We start from the raw sequence: 24734 nt of genomic DNA, 5'->3' as shown, positions 1-24734 counted from the left end.
CGGGCCGCCGCCTGATCCATTCTTCACAAGCGTCGTCCGGAACACACATCCGGATCGCAGAGCAGATCCCTCATGCCTCGTCCTCTCGAACCGGTCAGCCAGGGCACGCGCGTCACGCTCGGCATTTCCTTCTTCGTCCTCTTCGTGGCGGCCTGGGCCTTCGCGACGCTCGGCGGTTTCGTGTCGCGCACCTTCCTGGCCGATCCCATCACCATGCTGCAGGACGGCTGGCTGCTGCTCACGCGCTTCGGCTTCCTGAGCGACATCGGCATCACCGTCTGGCGCGTCGTCGGGGGCTTCGTTCTCGCTGCGGCCATCGCCGTGCCGCTCGGCATCATGATGGGCGCCTATAAGTCCTTCGAGGCGTTCCTCGAGCCCTTCGTGTCCTTCGCACGCTACCTGCCGGCTTCCGCCTTCGTCCCGCTGCTCATCCTCTGGGCCGGCATCGGCGAGATGCAGAAGCTCCTCGTCATCTTCATCGGCTCGGTCTTCCAGATCATCCTCATGGTGGCGGTGGCCGTGGGCAACACGCGGCGCGACCTCGTCGAGGCCGCCTACACGCTGGGTTCCAGCGACCAGGGCGTCGTGAAGCGCGTGCTCATTCCGGCGAATGCCCCGGAGATCGCCGAAATCCTGCGCCTCGTGCTCGGCTGGGCCTGGACCTATGTGATCGTCGCCGAACTCATCGGCTCCTCGTCCGGCATCGGCCACATGATCATCGACAGCCAGGCGCTGCTCGCCACGGGCCAGATGATCTTCGGCATCATCATCATCGGCATCATCGGCCTCATCTCCGATTTCCTTTTCAAGGCCGTCAACCGCAAGCTCTTTCCTTGGAGGCTCGCATGAGCAACGCGATCCTCAAGATCGACAACGTCTCGCGCGTCTTCCCCGGCGTGCGCGGCGGCGCGCCCGTGCGGGCGCTCGAGCCCACGAACCTGCAGGTGGCGCAGAACGACTTCATCACCATCCTCGGCCCCTCCGGCTGCGGAAAGTCGACGCTCCTGCGCATCGTTGCAGGCCTCGATCGGCCGACCGACGGGCGCGTGCTGCTCAACGGGCGCGAGATCAAAGGTCCCGGCGCCGACCGGGGCATGGTGTTCCAGTCCTACACCCTCTTCCCCTGGCTCACGATCGCCGAGAACATCGCCTACGGCCTGCGCGAGAAGGGCACGCCGAAAGCGCGGCGAGACGAGATCGTCGCCTCCTACACCGAGAAGGTGGGCCTGCGCGGCTTCGAGAACCACTTCCCCAAGCAGCTCTCCGGCGGCATGCAGCAGCGCACCGCCATTGCCCGCGCGCTCGCCAACGATCCGGAGATCCTGCTTCTCGACGAGCCCTTCGGCGCCCTCGACAACCAGACCCGCGGCCTGATGCAGGAGCTTCTGCTCGGCATCTGGGAGCGCGAGCGCAAGACGGTGCTCTTCGTCACCCACGACATCGAGGAAGCGATCTTCCTCGCCTCCCGCGTCATCGTCATGTCGGCCCGACCCGGCCGCATCAAGGCGGACATCCCGGTCGACCTGCCGCATCCGAGGCACTACAGGATGAAGACGACGCCGGAATTTTCCAGCCTGAAGGCGCAGCTGACGGAGGAAATCCGCGTTGAGGCCATGCAGGCGGAAGGCGTCCACTGATATTGTTTGTGGGTGCGACGCGCTTCCGAGATATCCCTTCCGGATGAATTGACCCGGCACCCCCGTTCAGGAGACGCTTCGTGTCTCTGAGCGGGGAAGGCACGATGCTCAAGCGCCTGTTAGCCGGATCCATCTTCATCGCGAGCATGTCTCCCGCCATGGCCGATATCCTCATCGACCAGGCGATGATCACGGGCGGGGAGTTGCGTGTCATCGGCCGATTGAGCAAACCGCGCCAGACACCGATCACCCTCGACGAGCAGCATCAGACGAGAACCGATGCGAATGGACGTTTCACCTTCCGTCTCGCCTATCATCCCGCCACCTGCATCGTGAACATCCAGACTGAGGACGAGCAGCGTCAGGTGGTGATCGGCTTCTGCGGGCAGAAAGGCCCTGCTGCCCCAGCCGAAAGGGCCAGTGCCGCAGCGGTTGCTCCGCCCCAGCCTGGACCGGCCGGGCCGATGGGGCCCCAAGGCGAGCCCGGACGCGACGGAGCCCCGGGTCCGCAAGGCCCCGCCGGACCGGAGGGGACTCAAGGCCCGCAGGGTGTCGCCGGTCTCCCAGGACCTCAGGGAGAGCCCGGACGAGATGGTGCTCCGGGGCCCGCCGGCCCAATCGGCCCGCAGGGTCCTGCCGGCCCTCCCGGCCCTCCTGGACCTCCCGGCAGCCCCGAGGCACGAACCGCAGCAGAGGGACAATCCGGTCCTGCTGGCCCGATGGGTCCTGAAGGACCGCCCGGACCTCCCGGGCCCCAGGGCCCGCAGGGTCTGGCAGGGCATCAAGGACCCCAGGGGCCTCAAGGCGCCCCGGGACCTCGGGGAGAGCCAGGCCCGGCCGGGCCCCAGGGTCCTGCTGGACCTCCGGGGCCTGTGGGACCCGTAGGCATAATGGGGCCTGCAGGCCCGCCCGGCCCCCAGGGCGTCGCCGGGGAGATCGGACCGATCGGGCCTCCGGGTCCCATGGGCCCGATCGGTCCTGCCGGACTGACAGGCCCTGCCGGCCCGCCTGGGCCCGAGGGAAGACTGGGCCCGGAGGGCAAGCCTGGTTCGGCGGGGACGTTTCTGAGGGTCTTCGTGCAGGAATGCGCCGCTCAGGCGCGCTGCACGGCACGCTGCGAAGAGGACGAGTACCCGGTCAATGGCACCTGCAACCGCGGCGACCGCTTCGATATGGACGAGTCGGGCGTGTACTGCTTCTCCACGACCGAAACCCCCAAAGGCATGATCGCGCGAGCGATTTGCGCGAGGAAGTAGGCCGGGCCGGCGTTCGGAAGAGGCTCGGGATCGCCACGGCTAGGCCGATCCCATGAAGCGTCAGCGCAAGCTGCGTTGAGCTTTACTCGCCTGCAGGCGTGGCGCTTCGTGATGTGCCGGAGCAAAGGAACTGCTGTGCGGGTGCGGATTCCAGGTCTCGCCTGAGGAGGCCATCGCCTTCAGCACACCGGACCAGCGCAACTTGAAATGGCTTGCCGCCTTTGCGTCCTTGAACCCTACGAGGCCCCAAGTATCGAGCAGGTGATAGAAGTCGCACGCGCCTCCGTGCTGCTGCAGCCAAGTGTCCACCTCAGGCTTCAGGCTCTTCCGCTTCTCGCCCCATACGTCCCAATGATTGATGAAGTAAATGAAGGGCCAGCGCTTCGCATAGGCATCGATGCCGTAGCAGGCTGCCGAGGCCATCTCCTCGTCCCGCCACGTCTAACTGATGACGTCCTTCAATGATTTCAGATCCGTCATCGGCTTCATCCGCTGTAGGATCGCCCATTAGGGCTAGAGAATGTGCCCACCTTTGGGCATGGCGCAGGATTTACGTACCTCCTTTGGGCTAAAGGAAAAACCACTCTTTTCGTTCTTGCCCTGTGGTAGCTTGGCGCACGAGCAGGAGAGTCCCTCCCCGCAGCGAAGAGATGACGGCTTCCAGGCATCAGCTCGGCTGAAGGAATGAAGGGCTGGACGATCTTGCCGAGAGACCACGCCATCCGTGCGGCTGTCGCTCAACTGCGTACAATGAGGGTTTCACCATGAGCAGGCCTTTACCGAGACCACGGGTCAGCTGGCGGCAGCTGCCGCTGATCATTATCAGCGGACTTCTGATCGGCGCCGTCTTTGGCGAGGCGATCAAGGCTTTCGCACCGGAGAAGACCACGGTGATGGCTCGCGCAAAGCCGCGTCCTTGACCCTGCGGCCCACCGAACGCCATGCATGACAGCATGCCCGGCTGGACCATCAGCGCGGAGCTTCAAACCTTTGACAATTCAGGGAGCAGGAAGTGGTGCCCAGGGGCGGAATACACTTCTTGTTCAATCTCAATGACTTAGGCCAAAGTGGGACTCAGAGACATTCTCTGAATTCATTAAGCTTTTTAAGCCTTGAGTCCCACCGCTTTTCGACCCCTCTTTCTGCTGGGAGGGCGTCATGAGGGTTCTTGTCTGTGGCGGGCGCGACTTCCGCGATAGCCATTTGCTTCACAGGGCGCTCAACCCACACCGGAACCAGATATCAGCCATCATCACAGGCGGCGCACCCGGGGCCGACAGCCTTGCATTCGATTGGGCTTTCGAGAACGGCTTTGCCGTCGAGCGGTACATGGCCGATTGGAGGGCCCACGGCCGAGCGGCCGGTCCGATCCGGAATGCTCGGATGCTTACGGAAGGGAGGCCGGATCTCGTGATCGCCTTCCCTGGAGGGCGTGGCACTGCCGATATGGTCAGACGCGCCCGAGCTGCCGGTGTCGATGTCTGGGAGGTCCCCACTCCTCCCATGGCTGGGAGTACGGGTGATGAGTAGCCCCCATCGCTGCCCAGGCTGCGATGGGGAAGCCCACGTTCATGCCACCTGGACAACCTTACCTAGCCGAATGGTGGTGTATTCGATTAGCTGCGACGCTGAGGAAGGCCATCTCCTGAAGAACCAGTGCTTGGGCCAGTGGTTTCGGCTCCGCTCGTTTCGGAGCAAGGCGAACGCCATAGAGGACTGGAACACGGCTATTCTCGATATGGCGGCTTCCGCTCTCGGCATCACACGCCAGGATGCTCTTGCTCTCAAGGAGCGCCGCGCCTCCCTCTCTCTGGAAGGAGAGCGGAGAGAGAATGCGGCTAAGTGTTGTACGGCTACACTAGAGGTTAGGACATTTCCTGAATAGGACGGGCTTCAGGAGGCCGCTCATGAGCGACTGGGACATCATCACGATCACCGTTCTAGCGGTCTACTTTCTCCCGGCAGCCATCTATAGCCTGCGCTCCAGCGAGGGCATGGGCACGAAGATCGCCTTCGCGCTGCTCAGCGGCATTTTCAACTGGACGGTTATCGGCTGGCTTTTGGCTATGAGCGTCTCGCTCGATAACGAGGGCTGACCGCCTCACCCCTCCCTCTTCTCTTCCAGAGGGATAGAGGGGGGCGATCTCCCGGACAGGCAGGGACGGACTTACTCCGCCTCGGTTCCGGAAGACAGCGCTTGATTGCGCGCTGCAGAGCCCATAAACAGCAATAGAACTGCAGGGGTTACACTGTGTCAATAGCACTTCGACAAACAGCCGCGTACCGATCTTTGGCTGACTTACCAGACGTGACCCTAGAGCGCATGACACTCATCGTGGGCGAGAACGGCGCTGGGAAAAGTCACTTTTTACAAGCTCTTGCAAATAGCAGGTTCGATAACGCCCTATCGCCCTCGAGTAGCTTTGATGTAGATCCAAACGACTATTTCGTGTCTCGTTACATGAACTACAACTTGGAGCTTACGTACGGAGCCTCAGCGCCAGTCCGCAGCAAACTGCAGGAAGGTGACCGAGTGCAAGATATACTCAGCACTTACGATCTCAGCCCACTTCATGAGCTTCGGACGAGCATCTTTGGGACGGATAGAGATCGGGTTGAGCACTATGCAGCGTCTGAGTTCGTGAAGCTAGATTCAGAAACAGCTATCTCGCATTTCCGAGGCACAACGACAGAGTCAAAAATCGAGGCCTACATAAACGAGATCAATCTCAGGAATGCTAGATCTATATCTATAACACGGGGCCCTAATAATATTTGGGATCGCAACATAGCTTTTGCGCCGCTATTACACGAGCCAGAACTCGCCAACGTCATTACTGTGCTAGCATTCCAGCAGCCTGTTGCAAACGTCTGGCGGCCTGAAAACTCTCCTCATCCGGCGAGCATTGTCGACCTAACCTCGATATTCGCAGAATACTATGCGAAACAGCATTGTATCGGCTTCTATGGCACTCGCTTTTATTATAGCGATAGTACCCCAATCAAACTGGAAGGCGACAAATTCATATCTCGGTTTGGTAATCCACCCTGGGTCAGTTTTGATGCAATATTAGCCCAGTGTGGACTGCGCGGATACACTACTGCGCCACCGAACGGACTTGGCGATTACCAAGCGAAGGTTCGAAATGGAAATTCCGACCTAGATCTCTCTAGCCTTTCGAGTGGAGAGCGTGCGATGCTCGCTATTGGAGCAATCGCATTCGGTCAGAAGTCTGTTGATGGGAAAGCTATTCTTCTTTTGGATGAAGTTGATGCACTCCTCAATCCAACCCTGACGAAAAGTTTCATTGAAGTACTTCAGGCTATCGCGGCTACGGAAGGTGTTTATGTGTGCATTGCATCGCATTCTCCTTCCACAATAGCTTTGTGGCCGAATGATAATATTCTGCTTATGCGCAGGTCCGATCCTAGGATCGAAACTGTCACAAAACAGAGTGCGCTGAACATGATGTGCGCTAGCTTGTTCGGAGTTGTTACTGATCGCTTACGCATAGTCCTTGTTGAAGACAAGATTGACGTTCAATTTTACCACAAAGTAGCGGAAATTGCCGCAAGTCGTGCTTTGATGAAGGACAAGAACGTATTCTTCCTCAACGTCGGGACGCTGCAGGAAGGTGCCTCACATCGCAATAGTGGCGGCGGAAAAACACAAGTCAGGCATTGGTTAACCAATTTTCAAAACGTAGGCGACCTTGTCCGCGGGTTGTGCGATCAAGATACAGATGGTTCTACTCACAATCTCATGATCGTCACACGCCGGTACGCCGTTGAGAACTATCTATTCGACCCCTTGGTTCTCCTACACTCCAATTTGGCTTATTGGGAGCGGGACCTTGCTCCGTGCTTTTCAGGTATTGACGTAACCTTGAGCGATTTCGCGGCGCAGACGCCAAGCCCAGAACTACTTTCGAAGCTTCAACTTTGCATTACAAAGGTAACATCAGCGATAAAGTTTGAACTCGGGAACGTACAGCCTGCGTTAGATGAGACGTCGATGCCAGTACTAATGATCGGTGGCTTTACGTTAGACTATCCTGCATGGTTCCTAACGTTCCGTGGCCACGACATTGAAGAAGCTGCAAAAAGAGTGCTCGGCAGGCCTCGAACCCAGGTCTTCAGGGAAGACAATCTTTTGAAAAGCTTAGGCCAGATACAACAGTATGTTCCTAACGAATTGCTGGATCTTTTAACTTCAGTTCAAGATAACTAGCCGGCGGATAACGATCTACCCGAAGTCCCGAGCTATCCTGGCCATTTCAAAGCAGAACTAGGCGTCTTCTTCAACGGCCGGAAGGACGAGAATGGAAAGACCGTGGACCGGGGCCTGATTGGGATCAGAGGGTCTCAGGCAGCCGAGGCCATCATGGAGACGGCGCGCCGGCTGCAGGAAGTCCGGGCAGAAAGGAAAGGCTGACCAACCGACGAGCTCCGCCGAATTACCGTCGCCTGCTACTTCCTTTGACCGCGCGGCGGGCGGTATTATCCTTCCTCCGAACCAACACAGGGTTCAACGATGATAGATGATCCCCGCAATCGGCTTCTGGCTGTCCTGGCACCTGAAGATTTTCAGTGGCTGGAACCCCTGTTCGAGCGCGTGGAGCTGTCGAGGGGGGAGGTGCTTGCCGAGGAGGGTGAGCCTCTCCCGTTTACTTACTTCCCTCATAACGCCGTTGTTTCCCTTGTCCGAACGTTAACAGACGGTCGGGTCGCCGAGATGGCCACGTTCGGTCGCGAAGGTATGGTTGGCTTAGTCTTTGAGGGCATCCCGCTTCAATCCTTCGGTCGCTATATCGTGCAAAGCCCCGGCGCAGCCTTGCGGATCGATGCGGTGATTTTAATGAAAGCGGCCCGTACCCGGCCAGGCATCCAGAATATGCTTCTCCGGTATACCGAGCTCCTGACGTCTCTGACACTGCAGTCGGTGGCTTGCAACGCCGTCCACAGCGTTGAGGCACGAGCCTGCAGATGGCTCGTTGCGACCGGTGACCGCATGGGCCGTGATGAGATACCTCTCACGCACGAGTTTTTAGCATTGATGCTTGGCGTACAGCGCGCAACCGTCAGCACAATCCTTCGCAGCTTCCAGGCCAAGGGTTTCATTCAGCAAGGGCGGGGGAGCATTACGATTGTTGACCGCCCAAGCCTTCAGAAAGCAGCATGTGAGTGCTACGGCATCTTGCGTGAGAGATACCAAAAGCTGCTGCCGATTGCGCCAAGATCTGCCTGCCCGGACGCAGTAGGGCATTCCAGGTCATGATCAACGTGACCGAGTTCTATGACCTGGCATCTGGTACGGAGCCCAAAGACAAATGGCCCCGCCCGGCCGGAGCCAGAGAGGGGCGGCCAACGTTCTCTTCACCCCTCCCCGCTATACCCGCGGCAAGCCGCATCAGGAACGGAAGACAGTCTCGCGCCAGATTGTCTCCTTAGAGATGGCTCCCCTCAGGAGTGCCTGTGCATGAACCTTGGACCGCTAGAGCGCCGATCAAGTCAGGGGCTACATATGAGCCTTGAAGGATGGTTTGCGAGCGAGACGACTGGTGAACCGACCACGTGTACCGTCTGGGATCTGTCTGATACCGAAGTCCGCCTCGTAATCCCCCTCCGGCTGATGTGCCTCTAGAGTTTGAACTTAAGATCCCATGCGAAGGTGCGGCTGCCTGGGTCCGTCTCATCTGGAATAGCGGAGATCACTATGGGGCACGGTTCATCTGAGAGTTGATAACCGAGGTCAACACTCTCTTCCCCGGTCGCCGCTACACCCACCCTAAGATCTGCTCTCAGAACTGATCCTCCCGCCGTGCAGGCTACGTTCAGATTGGCTGACCTAGCCTGCCCCACATGATTCGATTGGAGGCAGCGGGATGTATGGATGGCGGCCAATCGAGACAGCACCTAAGGATGGAACAGTCATCCTTGGCAGGGTCATCCTTCCGGATGGCGAAACAACCGAAGCTCTAAGTTGGGACACGCAGGTTGAGGCATGGACCCGGCCGAACGCGGTTTCCCACGTGGCTCTGTTCCCCCAGCAGTGGATGCCAGCCCCGGCCCTATGATGCTCAGCGGTCAACATCCCCCTCTGCCACCACGAGGGTGAGTGACATCCTCATCAGGATCTGCCCAGCCTCATTGCGGAGGTTGACCACAAAGGTCCTGTGATTGCCACCGGGCAGGCCTTCCCTGGCCATCTCTGGGAGCAGCATCTGGGCCTCCGCTCGAGCGTCCTTCAGCGTCTCGAACTCCAGCCCTGTGTCATCGGACATGAAGCTCTCGCCATCATAGGTGTCGAAGAAGTAGCGCGGCATGGATCCCCCGTGGGTGTCCTACCAACCTCGACGGAGACCCTTTGTTCACCCTCTCAGTCTATCGTGGGAGCATGACCTACTCCCGCGACACCACCGCCATCTCCGAGCTCACCGGCCAGCCCTACTGAAATAGAGCGGTAGTGACTGCCGATCGCAGGGTCACGAGTATTCCCGGCTACAGGTCGTGAGGGCAGCAAAGTCCTTCCTCTACTGAGGGGAGTTCTCGTCAAGAGCAACGGGCGTGACCATTCCTATCGAGACCCAGCCGGTCCAAGCTTGCAAATGCGGCACCAAGTAAGCCCGATCTCCCTCAATCCTTTCGACGCGGCACGGATAGGCTCTCTGCTCTCCCTGCGGACGGTAAACGACAGTGGAGCCAACACGGACAATGTTGTCAGGGGTGGACGGCTCTCTCACAGGATTTGGCGGCAGCTCGGCTTCAACGGTGTCTGCCAACGCGTCACCTGCCTTTTGCGCTCGGTAGCGGTCGAGGGCTCCGATGGCTAACCGAGCTCGGTCGCGGTAACGATCCGATACAATTTTCAGAAGCGCCCCCCTCTCACGGCCAGGGTACCATGACACGCCACCTGCTTTGGCGAGCTCTTCAGCAACAGCCTCAATTTCGTCCTCTGTCATGACCTGTTCCCCAACTCTCGATCCACCTCCACGAAGTGAGATTTAATTTCCTGTGTTTCAATGCGGCAAGCATGATGCGTAGCTGTGCAGTTGATGTAGGACGTTTGCAGACCATGTCGGCTCAAACAAAATGCATGGCATCACGCATACAGAAACTCACGCGAACCTGCGTACGCCTCTCCCGCTGGTTGGCCCGGAATGCGTGTACCCAGATCTAGTGCTGAGTTCCATTTTCAGGATGAAAGGACTCTCGGGTGAAGTGGGCCGTGTTCCAGCGAGGTCTCCGATGAATTCAGAGAGATAGAGAGAAGAAGATACCCGGAGCAATCCGTAACGTTGAGGCGCCAGCCCCGCCACTCCTCCTCAGTGTTGTTGTCTTCTTGACGTATTTCTTGGATTGCCTTGAGAGCCTCAGCTTCCGCCATTCTCATGTCAGTGACTTCGACACCTGCGTCGTCGCGGATCATTCCATGGGGGCTCAACAGGTGAAAATAGCAGCGCATTGGCGGCCTCCACACTGAGGACGGCTGAGAGGAAGCCGCCCCTGTGCTCTTTGGAGGTAATCCGAACGGAGGTGCAAAGGTTCCTAGGAGGGGAATGATTTCGGGCAACCCAGCGTCAACGCGTAGGAAGGATCTATACTGCCGAGGAGATCATGAAGACGATGCGCCGGCTGCAGGAGACCAGAGAGGCCAAGAAGGGCTGAGGGCGCAGTCGACTAGTCCGTTCGCTTACCTGTGGACTACGGGGAAAAGCACTCTCCCCTGTTGGCTTTCCTCTTACGCACGGGAATGTTCCTGTTTCGTTCCTAGCGAGTCGGACAGGGCATGCCACAGACGAAGAAGCTGACCGTTGAACAGGTCTTAGAAGCAAGGCTGCGCTATGCGGCAGGAGAACAGGACTTCAGAAAGCTGGCTGCGGATTACCGGATAAGCCGCTCGACGATCACCAACGCGGTGCTCGGCAAGACCTTCAAGGACCTGCCTATGCCGAGGGCCGCTGATGCCCCTTAAGTGGAGACCTTGCGCATGGCACGTGGAAGGAAGCTGGGAGGGTGGGCTTGGCTCCCATAAGTTCTGCCTCGTCTATCAGCATATGGCAGGCGGCGAAGGCAGTGGCCGCTGGGTCTGGACGATGAATGGCATACCTCACAACGCGAGGGTGGATCGGCTCGGCTTCACCGATACCGCCGATGAAGCCAAGCAGGCGGCTGACAATGTCTTTGATCAGTGGCTGGAGAAGGCAGGACTGATGATCGGGCCGACGTCTTCCGATGCTGAGCGTCCGCAACCTACTACTTAATGACAACCCTGATCGGGAGCTTCCGGGTTGCCCCGGTCCTGTCGAGTGGATAGCCTCCCCATCAAGAAAAAGGGCCGCCCTTGCGAGCAGCCCGAAGTTTAGGGAGGAAACGCCCAAGAAGGGCAGCAACACTGCGACGCCAATCGCCGTGTTGCACTGCACAATCTAGTTCTTGCCTGAACGATAGGCAAGACCGAATAGGCAGCACCGCTGCCTCTTTTTTTGTCTGTAGCACACCTGCCGCATTGGTGCGCCGCCGGGTTCACTCCCGCCTATGCTTGATTACCTCTCGCAAAAGGCTATCAAAACGGTCCCCAAGCCGGTCGATGGCCCCGGTTAAGCGGTCCTCTACCTCCCGTAGGACTTCCCTTGAGACAAGCCGCTCGGCCTGGGTCACTTGATGGGCATTCACGAGGGACTGCAAGAGAGCGACCTTTTCGTGGGCAAGCCGCGCGCTTTCCATTGCCTCTTTCGCGCATCGATGCGCAACGGCGACCTCTTCCTGGATTTTCTGGTCAAGCCAGTCACGGACTTTGACTACCGACCAGACCGCCCCGCAGATGAAGATGAGACCGCCGACGGTTATAACTGTGTCTTGTAGGCTGGCGGCTCCGCCCATCATTACGCCCCTACGGCTTTCCTGCTGAACAGGGGCTTGAGCCCGGAAGCCAGTCGGCCATAGACGGAGTAAGCCACGCCGCCGAGGGCGATGATGGCGCCGGTGCCCTGGATGATCGTGTTCCCCTCCTCCGGTGTCACCAGGCCGAACATTTGAGCGATCGGGTCGATCCCCGCCACAACCGTGCCGATGCCGGCGATTGCATTGCCCCACAGCACGCGACTCTGGATCGGCTTCTCGGCGTTCAGCTCGTTCAAGACAACCGGATCGGTGGTGATGGCCTCTGCCACCGCCTCCCGGATCTCCGGCCGCACGATCCCGACATTGCTGCGGTCGACCGGCACGGACGGCTTCTGGATCAGCTTGTCGGTGATGACATTGGTCAGGACGTTGATCAGGGCGCCACCGAGGGCGGGGCCGATGAAAGCTTGCTTCTGCATGGTCAGGCACTCCTGGTCTTGAGGTAAGTCGAGATTGCGTTGACGATCGCCTGCCAGAGGCCGGCGGGGATGTCGTCGGGCACATCGCGGGTGTCGAGCGGCGGCTCAGGCGCGGCGATGACAATGGGCTCGTCAGAGCGCTCCTTCTGAGCGCGAGCGACAAGCAGGGCCTTCTCCACCGCCTCAGCAGAGACGAGCGACTTGTTCAGCCCGTCGCCCGCATAGAAGCTCTGGCCTCGAGAGACCGTGCGGCTGCCCCCCTTGACGGTGTACGGCACAGGGAACGAGGCCCACTCCTTGGCGAGGTTGAGCATGAACTCGCCATCGGAGAGCGTTCCCTTGATCCACCGGTCATAGCCGCGTCGGCGCAGGAGATGGAGGCCAAGACGGTCCTGATAGTCAGGGGTGAACTGGTCCTCGGCCTTCAGGTCGAGCTCTGCCGCCAAGTCTCGGAGCGTGGCGTCCATGAACTGATACCGGCCACACGCAGAAGAGCCGAAGGTCCTGGTTCGCCATCTCCCCTGATCGAGAACCTCCTTCATCGTCATGGAGGTCAGGGGCTTGGGCATCTGGCTCATGCGGTTGCCGTAAACCGTGTCATAGCCTCTGGGGGCTTCCTTGGACGTGATGAAGTCGAGCAGCATCGCCGCCGGTTTAGGGACGGTCTTATCCATGGGGATCCTCTTGGTGGTTTGGGAAGTGGGGGCGCCGCCCTAGCGGCCTGCTTGACGAGGCAGGTTCAGCCGATTACGAATGCGGTGTGGCCGCAAGGTCGCCAGACGCCCTGGCTGAGAGCTCCGCACGACCTCTCGCCGGGGCGTTCTGTTTTTGAGGCTACCCTGTGAGATACTGGGCGAGCCGCAGCGCCCGCCCGAATGTCTCGGGGGCATGGTGTCCTAGTGATGTGGATGTGAAAAAGCCGCCCAGAAGCGGCGTTGATGATCAGTGGGATGAGCGTAGGATTGGGGCGTGGAGCCTTCCGAGACCCACAGACGCCCTCGTTGAGGTTGTGTCGGCTCCTCTCAGCCGGGGCGTTCTCGTCTGCGAGCAGCCACTTGAGGCTAAACACGAGTCCTTTGCGCCGTGTCCCCCTCTCCTTCCGGAGAGTTGAGGCTCCTCTGGTACAGCCTAGCTTCTAGAGCGTGGCTCCTTCGGTCTGCGAAGTCGAGCCGCGGGCGCCCTGGCCGGAGGTGTTAACTCACCCCTCGGTCGGGGCGTTTCTATTAGGCTTGTGTAGAAGCGCCCGATGTTCTCGGTGGTCATGGTTTCCTCGTGATGTGGGTAAAAATGCCTCAGAGAGGCCTTATTGCCGCTTTGACCAATTCAGACTACGAGTGAAACTTGTTCGTCGACGTTATGGGAGGCAGGTTTGGCTACGCTTGTTTGGAGAAGCTGGGAAGATTTCGACTTGAAAAAACTGAACCTATCCAATGTTCAGTACGCCGATAACTATACGTCAACTTCCAACATATTCGTTGCAGACTACGGCAACGGCTATCGTGATGAGTTCAGAGGCTGGGGCTTGACCTATGGGGCTGATGGCTATCCAACAAGCGGGACGGTTACAAGCTATCACTTGAAGTCGTACTCTGGGACTGTCGGGTCCATCACAGGCGGCAAGATTTCTGCAGCCGCCTTGGCCGCAGCAGCCCGGACAGGCACAAGGTCGGACGACCTCGCTATCTACAAGGCTGCCCTCTCTGGCCATGACACGATCAAGGGCTATGAAGGGGACGACAAACTGGAAGGGTTTGCGGGCAACGACAAGATTACCGGCGGCTCGGGCAAGGACAAGCTCTACGGCGGTTCAGGCGCCGACACATTCATTTACAACAACGATTATGATGCCGCATGGCAAAATGGCGGCGATGTAATCTTCGATTTTTCCAAAGGCCAAAGAGACAAGATCGATCTACGCCGTGTTGATGCTGATATCTACACGGAAGGAAACCAAGGATTCACCTTCATCGGCAATCAGCAATTCAGCGGCAAAGCTGGAGAGCTTCGGTACGAGAATGTCTCCGGTGGAATAAAGATTTCTGGCGACAACTACGGCGATGGGGAAGCAGAGTTCTACATCGTTCTCAAAGGCGTCAGCTCGATCTCTGGGACCTATTTCATGCTGTGATCGGTCTCGGGGCGCTCTACGGAGCGCCCTTTTCGCTTATGCAGGCAGCGACGCCGCCTGCTCCTTTAGCTTGAAGGTGCCAGGATCTCCGCCGCCCGCTCAGCTCCATAGGCCTGCTCAGCCGCTGCCACGAGAGCCGGCCAGAACTCGTCATCCGATGACAGGTATTCGGCTGCGTCGAAGATTGCCTGCAGCCGCGGCGGGAAAGCGAACCGGATCTGCAGATAAGTCTCGTACTCAGCATCCGTCATCTTGCGGAACATGCGGGCTTTGTAGACGCGCGACGTAGGAGCGGGCAGCGGTGGGGTTGAAGCAACGTCCTCGAGCCAGGCCAGATCCTCTGCCGTCAGCGGGAGTTCCTCGCCGTCAACGATCTTGAATGGTTGGGTGCTCATGCCGCGCTCCTGATGCCTCTGAGAATGAGACGGCCACCGCCAAGGGGGGCGCCTGACCCGCCCCAGAACCGGAGCCCGGTGGCTGGCCCCGCAACAACTGCCATAGCCTCAACGTCGTACATATTGAGATAGTCGATAGACGAGTCGTAATTGCTCATGTGGGTTTGAACCCGCGGATAGGTAAACCCCGCCCCACCTGGCTCCACGATGATCCGCCCGCTTGAAGCCTCAAGCGCATTGTTGCGATGGCCACCCGTTAACTGCATCTGCGTGGTATTACGTCTGTTCACACCGGCATGAGGAACCGTCGCGGACGTATAAGTCAGGGTCTCGTAATGTATGCCGGTGAAAAGCCCAGCCGCCGTGAACAGTTGTGCGTAAACGACCTGATTATCGACATTGGCACGCAGAGCTCGCACCTCGATTTCATACTTCTCATAGCCAGCCGGGAGCGCGAGATCGAGGAATGCCACTCCTGCCGGGATGTCTGTTACTGAGAGCAGATCAACGACGGCCTTTAGAACGCTGCGTGCGTTGCTGGTGTCGAGGAAGGTGCGCATGACCCCTGCCCCGAGTGAGCCGCCGCCGTATTTGAACTGCCCGTCAACATCCACGCCGAAGTTCATGGCGATGATACCGGGGACGTGAAAAAGCATAGAGGCGGCGGAGCCTGCGGCCGTATCGGCTCGGACTTCCAGGGAGGAGCCGTCAAAGGCGCCGTACCCAACCGAAGCGCCAGGGCCAGATTGGAAAACCTGACGCTGCGAATACTCAAACGTCTGCCCAGCGATGCTCGACTTGCCGGCGATGAGGGCCGCTACATCCGGAGCGAGTTTGGGAGTGCTGACTGAACCGTTGGGAACAGTGCCTTGCGCGACCGCCGCCAATGCCTCTGCAATCGCCTGATCCACTGCGGCTTCGATTTCCTGAATGCCGGTCTCAACAGGCGCTTTGAGCCGCGTCAGGTACTCGGACACGCGGACTGCGTAGATGCGCGGGTCCGTGTGGCGTGTCCATCGCACCATGAAGTAAGGAACGCCCGTCAGCGTCGGCCCGGTCCAGGCCTTCGCCAGCCTGATCTGGTTGCCAGCGAGCACTTCCTTGATGACGCTCATGCCGCTCGTGCCGTTGTTCGGGAATAGGAAGTCGAACGGCAAGACGCTCGGATCCCACGCCACCAGATCGCCGGTCGCGATGTCCGAGCCGTTGGTGAGCGTGATTGTGCCGTCTGAATAGAAGAAGTAGTTCGGGTCTAGGGTCATGGGAAAGCTCCCGGCCAAGAGGGCTTGGCCGATGGTTCAGGCGTGGATGTGAAAGGGCTTAGCGGCCGAGCGTGATGCCGTTCTCGGTGAGCAGCTTGCGGATCTTCTCAGCCGTGAGGGCCTTGCGCACTTTGAGCTTCAGGGCGGTGCGCTGGTCTTCCATGGCCTCGTCTGCCTCTGCCAGCGCGATGATCTGGCGGGCGATGTCGTCGGCTTTGATGTGCCGGCGCTGGGCCTCGCGATTGAGCATGGCGGACGTCTTGCCGGCGAGGTGCTGCTCGGCACGGGCAACCTTGCGGGTGTAGAGTGCCATGCGCTGCCGAACGGGGTCGAAGTGCTTGTCGATCGCCTGCTCAGCCAGGTCGCGGAGCTGATCAACGGAGGGGCCGAACTCAAGACGGGCCATGATCAGGCTCCCCTCTCGGTCACTTCGACGATGATAGAGACCGGTTGCCAGGGGAACGGATCGAAGCTGACGGCGTAGGTGCCCGCGATCCGCAGCACGAGTTCAAGATCCTCACCGTCGGCTTCCACGCGCTGCTCACCTTTCGGACCGGTCACGGTGACAACGACACCGGCCGGGATGCCGGAAATCACCGTCACCTTGTCGTCGCCGTCCGTCGTTTCAGAGACAGTGCAGTCGAGCCGGGGGCGGATGGTCGGGACGCCTTCGGGGAAGTACCAGAAGTCAGGCCCGAATGGCGGGACATCCCACACTTGCCCTTCGCCCTGGTTCTTGCGCACGCGCTCCAGCATTTCAGCCGGCGCAGGATATTCGGCGTCGGTGTGCCCGACATAGCGCCCGTCATCATCGGTAAAAAGAAGCATGTTAGAACTCCAATACTGCCCAGCGAACGCGGATGCCGTAGGCTTGGAAGTTGTCGAGAAACAGACTTGAGTTATTCCACCGGATCCGCCAGCCGTTTGCTTCCGCGTATCCATCCGGAGCGTACTCAGCCGCAAGGCGCCACGGGGTACACCAGCCGATTTTGAGGTCGTCGTTCCATGACAGCGGGACGGTGGTGACTTGCCCATTGGCGACATTATTTTGGCGCTTCAGGCCAACCCACATCCCGGTATTCGTGTTCTGAATGTCCACATACGTTGATTGCGCAACGCCGATCGCGAGGCCAGGCTCGGCAACGCCGTGCGCGATCGTCGTAGTCGCCGGCGTCAGGGGGAAGGTGGATGCGGCAACCGTCGCCAGGCCGGTCGCGGCCACGCGGGCCTGAACCCCGTCTGCGTCGAAGATCAAGTTGCTCAGATCAGTCGTCGCGGCGTCGAACCCCGGGCGTGATACCCGGAAGACGAATTCGCTGCCGACTTTGCCCAGGACGACACGGCGGGCCATTCATCTTACTCCGTCTGCATCACAGCGAACCATCGAACCGTCTGACCCGCCGCCAGCCATGTGTTTGTGATCGGGTCAAAAAGGGTAGTGAGCGTGAAGCCCGTCCGGGTAGCACTCGTGCGCACCGTTGCATTGCTGGGGTAGTTGGTCAGTTGCCCGCAGAACACGAGAGGGATTGAAGGATACTCCCGGGCAAAGCTCACCGAGCGGGTTGCGCCTCCGCTCGGGACAACGGCCGTTCCCTCCTCAAGAACCATGCCGAGCCGTTGCGACATGTCGAAGACCAGATTGGTCCCGGCCGCCGTCTCGGCATCAATGCCCGCCTTTGACACCCACAAGCCATGAGCGGCGCCGCGCCGCCCGAGAATAATCCGCCGAGCCATCGCCTAGTTCTCAAGCGCGAACCAGACAAGCCGGTCGCCTGATTGGAGGGCTGCGTTCTCAAAACATGTCTTCGCGATCTTCAGCCGGTTTTCCTGCACAACGAAGCAGTACGGCGTGGCGTATCCTAGGACGCCATACTGATCCCCTGCATAGAGAAACCAGTTGAAATACATTTGGCCGCCCCGCCTCAATGTGGCGAGGACAGGCGGCGGGTTGCTAAACGTCTGCCCGAAGTTCACCCATGCCTCAAGGACGCTGGCAAATCCGGTGGAGGCTACCTTGGCTCGCGCCTGACTAACGGCAGAGAACGAGACCTTCTTGAAGTCGTTCGCATCCGCTGTCATGGCATCATAGCCGCGCCGGGAGATGCGGAGATCGAAGGAGCCGTTTGCCATCCGGCCCATCACGATGCGCCGCGCCATCAGGAATTGTCCCAGATTTCGAAGCGCTGGTTGGGGCCGTCGATGAGGAAGCCGCCACTGGTGTAGGTACTACTTGACGAAACAGTGCCGATCCTGCCGCTAACGGCTCCCAGCGTTTCGACCTCGATGTGCCTGGCGTTGATGGACTTGTCGGCGATAAGGTCAACCCGCATGGTGATGGCAGGCTGGCCGTTGCTGTACCCCACCTCGAAGACGCCTCTCTCTCCGAACCCGGCACCGGGATAGCCGACATTGAACTTGTCAACGGAGACCTTGAACTCTGAGTGATAGGTGCTGCCCGTGCCGTCCATCGTGACAAGCTGAATGCCGCCCCAATACCCCCCAGATTGAGAGACCACGCTCCACTTGCCGACCATCTGGCCAGTCACCGTGGTAACGGCTTGCATCGTCTGGCTGACAGTCGTCTGATCCTCGTCGTATTTGGCGACAACCTCGTTGCCGAAGATGGCGAGCGCCTTCTCGGCATCGACCTTAACGACAGCGATTTCCTTGATCGCAGCGCTGGCCCGATCATTGGCCTCGTCGGCAACAACCAGACCTTCGGCCGCCACATCAGCAATACCCCAGGCGGCTTCAAGGCTCTCCAGATCGCGGGCAAGCTCCGGGACCATATCATTTGGCCCGATCTTAAGACGCAAGTTGAAGTCGCCTGTTCGCACCGAGGACCACGGCGTCCATGTGACGGCGCGAGCCGGCGTGGTCACGACAGTTGCCCGGGCTTCATAATCAGTGCCGTTTACCACACCGCTCGTCGCAACATGCTCGCCGTCCGCCGGACTGTTATCGGTGATACGGGTTGCTCGCGTCGTCCCAACAATCCGATACTCGATCAGCACGCCGTCAACAGTCGGATCGACAATCGGGGTCCAGAAGAAGCGCAGGCCCGGGATCTCGGTGATGCCGTCGCCGCTTTTGAGGCCGATGGGCTGGAAGCCGAACCCATTGACCGTCGTAGCCCTGTTGCCGGGTTCCAGCCGGACCGGCTCCAGCGGCTGCGCGCCCTCATCTGCTGCCGTCCACGAGAACACGGATGCATTCGTCTCAGCCAGCTCCAGCGAGACCGCACGGGTGGCGGCATCAACAGATCGGTTGACGATGCGCCAAGTCTTCAGCCCGAAGCGGGCGGAGTTCCACGTGATCCAGTCGCCAACCTGCAGATCTATATGGTTGAACCCGATCGTAATAGAAGCCGAGGATTGGGCCCGCGCCTCCCGTAGCCGGATGCGGGCAATGCGCTCGGCCTGGGTGCGGGATGGCACCGAAAGCAGGTCGAGCTGGCCGCCCAACTCCTCGCCGTCATTGATCGTGCCGCCATCCGAGATCTGGGGCGAATAGCTCTGTGCCTCGTAGTTGAGGGAGCGGTCGAGGAACTGGCCATGAATGCGGTTGAGCAGATCCGCCCTGCTGCGCTTGGCCGAATACGTCACCGGGGCACCGACCACCAGATCGGCATCGGTGATGGTTTTGACGGGCAACTGTGCCGCGCCAGCCTGGCAGTAGTAGGAGCCGCCGTAATCGTACAGATAGCCGGCGAACGTGGACAGCAGCACCTCTAGCGAGGCCGCATACGGCACGTCCTGATCGGCGCTCAGGATCGTGGCGCAGCGGTAGCGACGCTCGGCCGGGCCATTCGTCGTGACCAGCTCGTCGCAGACGTTGGCTGCCGCCGTATAGGTCTCGTGGATGAGATCATAGGATGGCACACCCATGCCGAGAATGCGCTCGCCGTTGTGGTAAAAGCCGCGCTGGAAGTTGTAGGTGGCGACAACGGGGTTCTCGGAATACTCCCAGGTGTCGGGATCATCCCACCGGTGCGAGCCGCTGCCGCCGTTGGTCGAGTCCTTGCGCCAGTCGTACAGCCGTGCGCCCCTGAGGTCGAACAGGATCTCAGGGATGCCGCCTTCGTAGAGTTCCGAGTCCTTGTTGTAGGTCCAGTGCACTGCCGCATAGGTCATGCCGGCCAGGATCGAATTGGCATCCCAGCGTCCGGCCGGGTTAGCATGCTGGATCAGGGTGCCGTCTGCGCTGGCCTGCGTGCCCCGGTAGAAGTAGATCCGCGCCTGTCCGACGAGGCCGTTGACGTCGTAGACAACCCGGTGAGCCGACTCGCTGATCGAGGTCAGCCAGCGCCGGGTGCCGTTGATCACGACCGCAACCAGTTCTTCGGATATCCAGTCGGACAGCACGAACACCTGCTGATAGTGCTCGTTCACGGCGCCATCGGTGTTGTGGTAGACGAGCTGGCCGCGCACGCCGGCACGGCCGATGACAATCTGGCGCGGGATGTCGCCGCCGATCTGGACGCTGGTCTCCACGCCCGACAGGGTGTCGCCGGCCTTGGGCTTGGGCGCCATGGCGCGCGATAGGGCCCCGAGACCAAGCGAGACACCAACCGCCAGAGCCGTGTTGATGGCAAAGGCTGCAATCGTGCCCGCGCCCGCAATGGCACCACCGATCGAGCCGGCCGCCGCGATGGCGCCGATGGCTGCTCCGATAAATGGCATGGACTAAACCTTGAAGGCTCGAAGAACGAGGTAACGCGGAGCCCGACGAAGGCCTGTCTCAGCCTTGCCGATGACGCCCGTGTCCATGAACACGACGCCGGCAAGCCCGCGCGGGCTGTCCATGACGCCGATGTCGCCGCGTCCGGCGAGAGCGGGCGGGATTTCCTCGAACTTGGCCGCGAATGCATCGGCCAGGGTCTTGAAGCCGCGTTGCCGCAGTTGCTTTGCTGCCCCGCGCTCGGTGGCATAGGTGCCCCGGACCTCTGCCCACGGATCCGCGTCGGTCATCGCCAGAACGCAGTCCATGGGCAACAGGAAGCAATCGGAGACGCTCCACTGGAACGGCAGGTCACTGTGAGCCTCAATGGCCTCGATCAGGCGCTCAGGCCAATCCTCGCGGCGGGTCATCCGAAGATCCTCTGCAGCCATGACTTCTTCTTGGGCGCCGGGGCCGGCTGCTCGGATCGTCCGAACAGCACCTTCTCGGTCGAGACGGCCGTCACATGGCGCAGGCCGTTGTCGGTGGGGTGGATGCGCTTCTGGTCGGTGTCGGAGCGGATGCGGTAGCCGCTGCGCTGGTGATCGCGGAACCGGCTCTCCAGATGCGCCTCGAGCACCGCCTCGCCATTGACGCTCTCGGTGTGGACGATCCGGTCGATGTAGCCGCGGTACTCCACCTCGACCGACAGCAGCTCGTAGGTCTCGGCATTGAAGTAGGCGGTCGAGATCGTGCAGGGGCGCTGGTGATAGACCTCCTGCTCGATGGTGGCGAGGATATCCGGCGTCAGGTCGGTATTCTCGATCGCGGTCAGGCGGGCGACAACCTGCACCGAGGACAGGTCGGAGGTTTGCCGCACCCCATCAACCGAGATCAGGGATCCGGCGCCGACATAAGTGACGCCGCCATGGGTGAAAGGCCCCACCCCGGTCCAGAAGCCGTAGAGGCCGGAGCCGAGATTGAACAGGATCATACCCCGGTCGACGATCAGCCCGCCGTCGAGGGCGTCAGCAGTTGCGAGGGAAATGGCGCGGGACATCAGTAGATCTTCTGAATGCCAGAAAAGGAGATGGAAGAGCGGATCATGGCGGTCCTGCTGGCCGAGATGCTGTCGGGGTCGAGCGTCATGAGACAGGCGGGCCGTTGGAAGTTCGCCCTTGCCGCCGTGGTGAAGATGCCCGGCACGATACGCGGCTCGACCGTGAGGGTGACCATACCAAGGCCGGATGCCACGGCATCCTCAAGGATCCGATAGAGACCTCGATTGCCGCCCTGTACTAATCCGACCATGTCGCCGGCTCGGAGAGTGAACCCGGCCGGCAAGGTCCCTATCCCTACCCTGTCGGACCCGTCGAAGCTGAGCACGCTGCCCGTTCCGTCGAAGGCTCCGCCAGTTGCCCGGGACAGGCCTGAGAACCCGCCTCTGTAGGTCACAGGGAACGGCTTCAGGGCATCATGGCCAAGGAACGTGCGCAAGCCGCCCCGGAGGCTATCGAGCCACGCCTGAAGCGCCTGGAACTGCTCGCGCTTCATGGGCGCGTAGGTGAAGGATCCCCGCCAGCGCGGCTCGCCCATCTCACGCACCTGCGTCAGGCCGCCGTAGAGCATATTTTTGGACACGGCGCGGGCGATGTCGAACTCGATGCTCTGCACGCCGCAGGGCATCTCGCGGGGATACGTTATCGGCATCTGTTAGCGTCCGAGATGACCGCGCTGCTGCGCATTGCGGATAAGGGCCGGCAGCTTGGTCACCATGGCACGGTCGCGCTGGTCGAGCATGGCGGCGATCAACTGCGGGTCTCCGCCGGGGGCGTGAACCGTGGTGGGAGCCATGTGGACGGTGACGGCGCCACCGCTTTGTCCTCCTTTTGGAAGGGCTGAATTGGGGATCACCGTCCCATTCCTCCCAAAACGGGCGAGTTCCGGGCCTCTCTCACCGACAAGATAAGTCTTGCCAGACTGGACAGGCCCTCCAGAAGCGCGCGCTCCACCGAAACTGCTGTACAAGGCGCTGAAAATGTTGCCGCCCCCTGCGCCCTTGATGTCGAAGAGAGAGTTGATCGCGATATCAACGAGTTTATCTGCCACCCGCCCTAAAGCGTTTTGCAGGGCTTCTGCTGCGCTCACACCGTTCATGAGGTCGGATACGAAACCCTTGAGGGTGGAACTGGCAAGCTGCTGAAGTTCCTGCTGGGTAGCATTGGCCTCCTTGAGCTTGTCGCTCATTTCGGCATATTTCTGCGCTAACTGCTCAACGTTGGCACGCTGCTCGCCCGAGAGAATGATGCCCTCGCGTTGGAGAGCGTTCTCGATCTGCATGATCGTGCGGGCTTTCTCCCGTTCGACATTGCTCTTGCCGCGCATCTCGAACTCAAGTTCAAGGGCGCGGGTGGCATTCTGGATGTCGGTGATCTCCTGAGCGTAAGCTTCGCGGGCGCGCTCAGCGTCACTCGCGGCCCGCCGGGCACCCTGCTCCGCCTTCCGCTCGGCCTCCCTGCGGGCTTTCTCGGTTGCGGCCTCTGCCTCTCGGTCACGGAGGCGCTGCTGTGCCTCAAGGTAGGCACTATCAACCTGCGCTCGCTCGCCGGGGGTGCGGGCGTTCTCAATCGCCCGCTTGTATGCCTCCTCGGCCCTGAATTCGCCTGTAGTCGGAAGGCCGATCCTGGCAAGGTCGGACAGAGCGCTTTTGAGTTCCTTGACTGAGCCGACTTGTCCCGCTGCAACATCACCGATGAGCCCGATGGCGCGGCGAGCAGTATCAAGGGCGGTCTCTACATCGTAGGCCTCTTTCGACAGGGAGAGCAGTTCGGCACCCAGCTTGGCGATTTTCTCATCGCCCGTATTCTGGTTCACGATCTCCGCAACAGCCGCCTGGAACGCCCGAATATTTGGCGTGCCGTTCTGTGCCTCGTCGCGCATTCTCTGGATTGCAGCGGCGAAGGCGTCGTACTTGGCCGCTGCCTGATCCACTTCCGCAGTATCGACCTCGATCGTGCCGATGTTGGTCATAACGCCGCTGGGAGTGGCGCTCGCTGCTCGGGCAATGGTCCTAGCGAGCTTTTCTAGATCGTCCTGTAGTTTAACGATGGAAGCGCGGGTCTGCGCCTCAAGGACCGCCGTGCTCTGCTTAGCATAGTCCTCAAGTCCCTCGGCCGCCTCGCCATAGGCATCCTTGATCTGCTTGATCAAGTCGGCATGAGTTTTCAGCTTGTCGTCGAGGCTCTCTGTATCGCTGACCATACCGGCGACGTACTGGATAGCGGCGCCGCCGAGCGCGATGATGCCGATGGTGGCAAGGCTGATCGGGCTGACAACCGAGGCAAAGGCAGCCCCGAGTGATTTGACTGCGCCCGCAGCTCCTCCCTTGCTCTCCCCTAGGACCGCAGCGATCTGAGTACCCTGCTGTAGGGCTACCGTCAGTGGAGAAGTGCCGCTAGCCAGCTGCACGCCGATATCCTGGAACTGCGCCGCGAGGTTAGCCGTCTGCCCCTGGAGGTTGTCATTGAGCGCCTTGAAACGCCCCTGGATCTTATTGGTTTCCTTCTCGACCGACCCGGTTAGTTTCTGCATCTCCTTGTTGAAGGTCGTAAAACGAGCCTCCATTGATACAACAAGTCGCTGAAGATCCGTTGATTCGGCCATTGGAGAAACTCGATGTGGGGGAAAGTGGCCACGGCCACGGTCGTATTCGGCCTCGCGGGCTGCAATCTGTTCGGATCCTCAGACGATCCAGCAGTCACAGCCTGCGAAGTGAGCGTCAAAAGCCTTATGCGGGCTCCGGCGTCATATGAGCGCGAGAGCGGCTTCGTGGATAGGAACGAGGCTATACTCGTCTTCCAGACTAAGAGCGCGGCTGGAGTGCCTATTAAGCAGGCCGCCACCTGCCGGTTCGATCTGGGAGATGGAGAGTTCAGACTCGCCAGCATCCAATTGAACGGGAAAGCCCTGAGCGAACTTGAGTTCACCGCCGCCCTACTGGCTCGACATGAGGCAGGGCTAACGTCGATTAGAGGCGATAGAACCAAATTGAAGCGTCTCTAACCGAGCCGCGCC

Annotated in this window: 32 protein-coding genes; 14 read left to right on the top strand and 18 right to left on the bottom strand. The window is 60.2% G+C overall.

Annotated elements, in window-relative coordinates; genetic code table 11:
- Positions 1 to 72: 72 nt before the first annotated feature.
- Both AC0QTX_RS21415 and AC0QTX_RS21410 read left to right on the top strand, forming a co-directional pair.
- Positions 73 to 849, top strand: coding sequence for an ABC transporter permease (locus AC0QTX_RS21415; RefSeq protein WP_474605846.1), 777 nt, complete (start codon positions 73 to 75; stop codon positions 847 to 849).
- Complete coding sequence (locus AC0QTX_RS21410; RefSeq protein WP_474605845.1) at positions 846 to 1637, top strand: ABC transporter ATP-binding protein; 792 nt, start codon at positions 846 to 848, stop codon at positions 1635 to 1637. The genes AC0QTX_RS21415 and AC0QTX_RS21410 overlap by 4 nt, the downstream gene beginning before the upstream one ends.
- 119 nt (positions 1638 to 1756) lie before the next feature.
- Here AC0QTX_RS21410 and AC0QTX_RS21405 read toward each other — a convergent pair whose 3' ends face one another.
- Positions 1757 to 1954, bottom strand: coding sequence for a hypothetical protein (locus AC0QTX_RS21405; RefSeq protein WP_474605844.1), 198 nt, complete (start codon positions 1952 to 1954; stop codon positions 1757 to 1759).
- 103 nt (positions 1955 to 2057) lie between these two features.
- On the opposite strand from AC0QTX_RS21405, the gene AC0QTX_RS21400 reads away from it, so the two are divergent.
- Positions 2058 to 2522 (top strand): hypothetical protein, encoded by a 465-nt coding sequence (locus tag AC0QTX_RS21400; protein ID WP_474605843.1) that lies wholly within the window; start codon positions 2058 to 2060, stop codon positions 2520 to 2522.
- Positions 2523 to 2527: 5 nt separating this feature from the next.
- The gene (locus AC0QTX_RS21395; protein ID WP_474605842.1) at positions 2528 to 2893 is read left to right on the top strand and encodes a hypothetical protein; all 366 of its coding nucleotides are present in this window, start codon (positions 2528 to 2530) and stop codon (positions 2891 to 2893) included.
- A 60-nt stretch (positions 2894 to 2953) separates the two neighbouring features.
- Here the strand turns inward: AC0QTX_RS21395 and AC0QTX_RS21390 are convergent, their stop codons facing one another.
- Positions 2954 to 3316: a hypothetical protein gene (locus AC0QTX_RS21390; RefSeq protein WP_474605841.1), complete on the bottom strand. Its 363-nt coding sequence runs from the start codon at positions 3314 to 3316 to the stop codon at positions 2954 to 2956.
- Positions 3317 to 3657: 341 nt separating this feature from the next.
- Between AC0QTX_RS21390 and AC0QTX_RS21385 the strand changes: the two genes are divergently transcribed.
- The 5 genes from AC0QTX_RS21385 (at position 3658) to AC0QTX_RS21365 (ending at position 8171) form a co-directional block, all read left to right on the top strand.
- Positions 3658 to 3813: a hypothetical protein gene (locus AC0QTX_RS21385; RefSeq protein ID WP_474605840.1), complete on the top strand. Its 156-nt coding sequence runs from the start codon at positions 3658 to 3660 to the stop codon at positions 3811 to 3813.
- A gap of 238 nt (positions 3814 to 4051) precedes the next feature.
- Entirely contained in the window at positions 4052 to 4423 is a 372-nt protein-coding gene (locus AC0QTX_RS21380; RefSeq protein ID WP_474605839.1) for a DUF2493 domain-containing protein, read from the top strand.
- Between the two features lie 377 nt (positions 4424 to 4800).
- Positions 4801 to 4989 carry a hypothetical protein gene (locus AC0QTX_RS21375; protein ID WP_474605838.1) on the top strand — a complete coding sequence of 63 codons (189 nt, stop codon included), beginning with the start codon at positions 4801 to 4803 and terminating at the stop codon, positions 4987 to 4989.
- Positions 4990 to 5216: 227 nt separating this feature from the next.
- Positions 5217 to 7124, top strand: a complete 1908-nt coding sequence (locus tag AC0QTX_RS21370) for an AAA family ATPase (protein WP_474605837.1) — start codon at positions 5217 to 5219, stop codon at positions 7122 to 7124.
- Between the two features lie 303 nt (positions 7125 to 7427).
- Positions 7428 to 8171 (top strand): Crp/Fnr family transcriptional regulator, encoded by a 744-nt coding sequence (locus tag AC0QTX_RS21365; protein ID WP_474605836.1) that lies wholly within the window; start codon positions 7428 to 7430, stop codon positions 8169 to 8171.
- Positions 8172 to 8973: 802 nt separating this feature from the next.
- On the opposite strand, the gene AC0QTX_RS21360 is transcribed toward AC0QTX_RS21365, so the two are convergent.
- Both AC0QTX_RS21360 and AC0QTX_RS21355 read right to left on the bottom strand, forming a co-directional pair.
- A complete protein-coding gene (locus AC0QTX_RS21360; protein WP_474605835.1) occupies positions 8974 to 9219 on the bottom strand; it encodes a DUF6894 family protein in 246 nt (81 codons plus the stop codon).
- An 869-nt stretch (positions 9220 to 10088) separates the two neighbouring features.
- On the bottom strand, positions 10089 to 10358 hold the full coding sequence (locus tag AC0QTX_RS21355; protein ID WP_474605834.1) for a DUF6894 family protein: 270 nt from the start codon (positions 10356 to 10358) through the stop codon (positions 10089 to 10091).
- A gap of 324 nt (positions 10359 to 10682) precedes the next feature.
- Between AC0QTX_RS21355 and AC0QTX_RS21350 the strand changes: the two genes are divergently transcribed.
- The 3 genes from AC0QTX_RS21350 to AC0QTX_RS21340 all read left to right on the top strand — a co-directional run bounded on the left by AC0QTX_RS21350 (position 10683) and on the right by AC0QTX_RS21340 (position 11758).
- Positions 10683 to 10868 (top strand): hypothetical protein, encoded by a 186-nt coding sequence (locus AC0QTX_RS21350; protein ID WP_474605833.1) that lies wholly within the window; start codon positions 10683 to 10685, stop codon positions 10866 to 10868.
- Between the two features lie 82 nt (positions 10869 to 10950).
- The gene (locus tag AC0QTX_RS21345; RefSeq protein ID WP_474605832.1) at positions 10951 to 11157 is read left to right on the top strand and encodes a hypothetical protein; all 207 of its coding nucleotides are present in this window, start codon (positions 10951 to 10953) and stop codon (positions 11155 to 11157) included.
- 400 nt (positions 11158 to 11557) lie between these two features.
- On the top strand, positions 11558 to 11758 hold the full coding sequence (locus AC0QTX_RS21340; RefSeq protein WP_474605831.1) for a hypothetical protein: 201 nt from the start codon (positions 11558 to 11560) through the stop codon (positions 11756 to 11758).
- 20 nt (positions 11759 to 11778) lie between these two features.
- On the opposite strand, the gene AC0QTX_RS21335 is transcribed toward AC0QTX_RS21340, so the two are convergent.
- A complete protein-coding gene (locus AC0QTX_RS21335) occupies positions 11779 to 12216 on the bottom strand; it encodes a hypothetical protein (protein WP_474605830.1) in 438 nt (145 codons plus the stop codon).
- 2 nt (positions 12217 to 12218) lie between these two features.
- Complete coding sequence (locus tag AC0QTX_RS21330) at positions 12219 to 12890, bottom strand: lysozyme family protein (protein WP_474605829.1); 672 nt, start codon at positions 12888 to 12890, stop codon at positions 12219 to 12221.
- A 695-nt stretch (positions 12891 to 13585) separates the two neighbouring features.
- On the opposite strand from AC0QTX_RS21330, the gene AC0QTX_RS21325 reads away from it, so the two are divergent.
- Positions 13586 to 14344 (top strand): calcium-binding protein, encoded by a 759-nt coding sequence (locus AC0QTX_RS21325; RefSeq protein WP_474605828.1) that lies wholly within the window; start codon positions 13586 to 13588, stop codon positions 14342 to 14344.
- 65 nt (positions 14345 to 14409) lie between these two features.
- Here the strand turns inward: AC0QTX_RS21325 and AC0QTX_RS21320 are convergent, their stop codons facing one another.
- From AC0QTX_RS21320 to AC0QTX_RS21265, 12 genes are read right to left on the bottom strand one after another with little or no spacing between them, the layout of a single operon-like run.
- Positions 14410 to 14739, bottom strand: a complete 330-nt coding sequence (locus tag AC0QTX_RS21320; RefSeq protein ID WP_474605827.1) for a hypothetical protein — start codon at positions 14737 to 14739, stop codon at positions 14410 to 14412.
- Positions 14736 to 16001, bottom strand: coding sequence for a hypothetical protein (locus AC0QTX_RS21315; RefSeq protein ID WP_474605826.1), 1266 nt, complete (start codon positions 15999 to 16001; stop codon positions 14736 to 14738). The genes AC0QTX_RS21320 and AC0QTX_RS21315 overlap by 4 nt, the downstream gene beginning before the upstream one ends.
- A 58-nt stretch (positions 16002 to 16059) precedes the next feature.
- Positions 16060 to 16407, bottom strand: coding sequence for a hypothetical protein (locus tag AC0QTX_RS21310; RefSeq protein WP_474605825.1), 348 nt, complete (start codon positions 16405 to 16407; stop codon positions 16060 to 16062).
- Between the two features lie 2 nt (positions 16408 to 16409).
- Complete coding sequence (locus tag AC0QTX_RS21305; protein ID WP_474605824.1) at positions 16410 to 16829, bottom strand: hypothetical protein; 420 nt, start codon at positions 16827 to 16829, stop codon at positions 16410 to 16412.
- A 1-nt stretch (position 16830) separates the two neighbouring features.
- Positions 16831 to 17352, bottom strand: a complete 522-nt coding sequence (locus AC0QTX_RS21300) for a hypothetical protein (protein ID WP_474605823.1) — start codon at positions 17350 to 17352, stop codon at positions 16831 to 16833.
- A 5-nt stretch (positions 17353 to 17357) separates the two neighbouring features.
- Positions 17358 to 17735 (bottom strand): H-type lectin domain-containing protein, encoded by a 378-nt coding sequence (locus tag AC0QTX_RS21295; RefSeq protein WP_474605822.1) that lies wholly within the window; start codon positions 17733 to 17735, stop codon positions 17358 to 17360.
- 3 nt (positions 17736 to 17738) lie between these two features.
- Entirely contained in the window at positions 17739 to 18158 is a 420-nt protein-coding gene (locus tag AC0QTX_RS21290; protein WP_474605821.1) for a hypothetical protein, read from the bottom strand.
- Positions 18158 to 20683: a phage tail protein gene (locus AC0QTX_RS21285; protein WP_474605820.1), complete on the bottom strand. Its 2526-nt coding sequence runs from the start codon at positions 20681 to 20683 to the stop codon at positions 18158 to 18160. The genes AC0QTX_RS21290 and AC0QTX_RS21285 overlap by 1 nt, the downstream gene beginning before the upstream one ends.
- A 3-nt stretch (positions 20684 to 20686) precedes the next feature.
- Positions 20687 to 21091 (bottom strand): DUF6950 family protein, encoded by a 405-nt coding sequence (locus tag AC0QTX_RS21280; protein ID WP_474605819.1) that lies wholly within the window; start codon positions 21089 to 21091, stop codon positions 20687 to 20689.
- The gene (locus tag AC0QTX_RS21275; RefSeq protein WP_474605818.1) at positions 21088 to 21720 is read right to left on the bottom strand and encodes a DUF2163 domain-containing protein; all 633 of its coding nucleotides are present in this window, start codon (positions 21718 to 21720) and stop codon (positions 21088 to 21090) included. The genes AC0QTX_RS21280 and AC0QTX_RS21275 overlap by 4 nt, the downstream gene beginning before the upstream one ends.
- The gene (locus AC0QTX_RS21270) at positions 21720 to 22370 is read right to left on the bottom strand and encodes a hypothetical protein (protein WP_474605817.1); all 651 of its coding nucleotides are present in this window, start codon (positions 22368 to 22370) and stop codon (positions 21720 to 21722) included. Before AC0QTX_RS21270 ends, AC0QTX_RS21275 begins: the two co-directional genes overlap by 1 nt.
- A 3-nt stretch (positions 22371 to 22373) precedes the next feature.
- Positions 22374 to 24284, bottom strand: coding sequence for a phage tail length tape measure family protein (locus AC0QTX_RS21265; protein ID WP_474605816.1), 1911 nt, complete (start codon positions 24282 to 24284; stop codon positions 22374 to 22376).
- Positions 24285 to 24335: 51 nt separating this feature from the next.
- On the opposite strand from AC0QTX_RS21265, the gene AC0QTX_RS21260 reads away from it, so the two are divergent.
- Positions 24336 to 24722: a hypothetical protein gene (locus AC0QTX_RS21260; protein WP_474605815.1), complete on the top strand. Its 387-nt coding sequence runs from the start codon at positions 24336 to 24338 to the stop codon at positions 24720 to 24722.
- Positions 24723 to 24734: the final 12 nt, after the last annotated feature.

Source organism: Microvirga sp. jy35 (assembly GCF_056148915.1).
Note: the sequence above shows the minus strand (reverse complement) of the source record. Positions and strands in the feature narration are given on the sequence as shown.

Coding starts and splice junctions, on each gene's coding strand:
- AC0QTX_RS21380 (WP_474605839.1), top strand. CDS start 4,052: ATGAGGGTTCTTGTCTGTGGCGGGCGCGACTTCCGCGATAGCCATTTG.
- AC0QTX_RS21370 (WP_474605837.1), top strand. CDS start 5,217: ATGACACTCATCGTGGGCGAGAACGGCGCTGGGAAAAGTCACTTTTTA.
- AC0QTX_RS21395 (WP_474605842.1), top strand. CDS start 2,528: ATGGGGCCTGCAGGCCCGCCCGGCCCCCAGGGCGTCGCCGGGGAGATC.
- AC0QTX_RS21360 (WP_474605835.1), bottom strand. CDS start 9,219: ATGCCGCGCTACTTCTTCGACACCTATGATGGCGAGAGCTTCATGTCC.
- AC0QTX_RS21410 (WP_474605845.1), top strand. CDS start 846: ATGAGCAACGCGATCCTCAAGATCGACAACGTCTCGCGCGTCTTCCCC.
- AC0QTX_RS21340 (WP_474605831.1), top strand. CDS start 11,558: ATGGGCATTCACGAGGGACTGCAAGAGAGCGACCTTTTCGTGGGCAAG.
- AC0QTX_RS21365 (WP_474605836.1), top strand. CDS start 7,428: ATGATAGATGATCCCCGCAATCGGCTTCTGGCTGTCCTGGCACCTGAA.
- AC0QTX_RS21305 (WP_474605824.1), bottom strand. CDS start 16,829: ATGCTTCTTTTTACCGATGATGACGGGCGCTATGTCGGGCACACCGAC.
- AC0QTX_RS21330 (WP_474605829.1), bottom strand. CDS start 12,890: ATGGATAAGACCGTCCCTAAACCGGCGGCGATGCTGCTCGACTTCATC.
- AC0QTX_RS21290 (WP_474605821.1), bottom strand. CDS start 18,158: ATGGCGCGGCGCATCGTGATGGGCCGGATGGCAAACGGCTCCTTCGAT.
- AC0QTX_RS21375 (WP_474605838.1), top strand. CDS start 4,801: ATGAGCGACTGGGACATCATCACGATCACCGTTCTAGCGGTCTACTTT.
- AC0QTX_RS21405 (WP_474605844.1), bottom strand. CDS start 1,954: ATGATAGGCGAGACGGAAGGTGAAACGTCCATTCGCATCGGTTCTCGT.
- AC0QTX_RS21295 (WP_474605822.1), bottom strand. CDS start 17,735: ATGGCTCGGCGGATTATTCTCGGGCGGCGCGGCGCCGCTCATGGCTTG.
- AC0QTX_RS21385 (WP_474605840.1), top strand. CDS start 3,658: ATGAGCAGGCCTTTACCGAGACCACGGGTCAGCTGGCGGCAGCTGCCG.
- AC0QTX_RS21260 (WP_474605815.1), top strand. CDS start 24,336: ATGTGGGGGAAAGTGGCCACGGCCACGGTCGTATTCGGCCTCGCGGGC.
- AC0QTX_RS21315 (WP_474605826.1), bottom strand. CDS start 16,001: ATGACCCTAGACCCGAACTACTTCTTCTATTCAGACGGCACAATCACG.
- AC0QTX_RS21270 (WP_474605817.1), bottom strand. CDS start 22,370: ATGCCGATAACGTATCCCCGCGAGATGCCCTGCGGCGTGCAGAGCATC.
- AC0QTX_RS21335 (WP_474605830.1), bottom strand. CDS start 12,216: ATGCAGAAGCAAGCTTTCATCGGCCCCGCCCTCGGTGGCGCCCTGATC.
- AC0QTX_RS21345 (WP_474605832.1), top strand. CDS start 10,951: ATGGCAGGCGGCGAAGGCAGTGGCCGCTGGGTCTGGACGATGAATGGC.
- AC0QTX_RS21280 (WP_474605819.1), bottom strand. CDS start 21,091: ATGACCCGCCGCGAGGATTGGCCTGAGCGCCTGATCGAGGCCATTGAG.
- AC0QTX_RS21285 (WP_474605820.1), bottom strand. CDS start 20,683: ATGCCATTTATCGGAGCAGCCATCGGCGCCATCGCGGCGGCCGGCTCG.
- AC0QTX_RS21300 (WP_474605823.1), bottom strand. CDS start 17,352: ATGGCCCGCCGTGTCGTCCTGGGCAAAGTCGGCAGCGAATTCGTCTTC.
- AC0QTX_RS21265 (WP_474605816.1), bottom strand. CDS start 24,284: ATGGAGGCTCGTTTTACGACCTTCAACAAGGAGATGCAGAAACTAACC.
- AC0QTX_RS21415 (WP_474605846.1), top strand. CDS start 73: ATGCCTCGTCCTCTCGAACCGGTCAGCCAGGGCACGCGCGTCACGCTC.
- AC0QTX_RS21320 (WP_474605827.1), bottom strand. CDS start 14,739: ATGAGCACCCAACCATTCAAGATCGTTGACGGCGAGGAACTCCCGCTG.
- AC0QTX_RS21390 (WP_474605841.1), bottom strand. CDS start 3,316: ATGGCCTCGGCAGCCTGCTACGGCATCGATGCCTATGCGAAGCGCTGG.
- AC0QTX_RS21310 (WP_474605825.1), bottom strand. CDS start 16,407: ATGGCCCGTCTTGAGTTCGGCCCCTCCGTTGATCAGCTCCGCGACCTG.
- AC0QTX_RS21355 (WP_474605834.1), bottom strand. CDS start 10,358: ATGCGCTGCTATTTTCACCTGTTGAGCCCCCATGGAATGATCCGCGAC.
- AC0QTX_RS21275 (WP_474605818.1), bottom strand. CDS start 21,720: ATGTCCCGCGCCATTTCCCTCGCAACTGCTGACGCCCTCGACGGCGGG.
- AC0QTX_RS21350 (WP_474605833.1), top strand. CDS start 10,683: ATGCCACAGACGAAGAAGCTGACCGTTGAACAGGTCTTAGAAGCAAGG.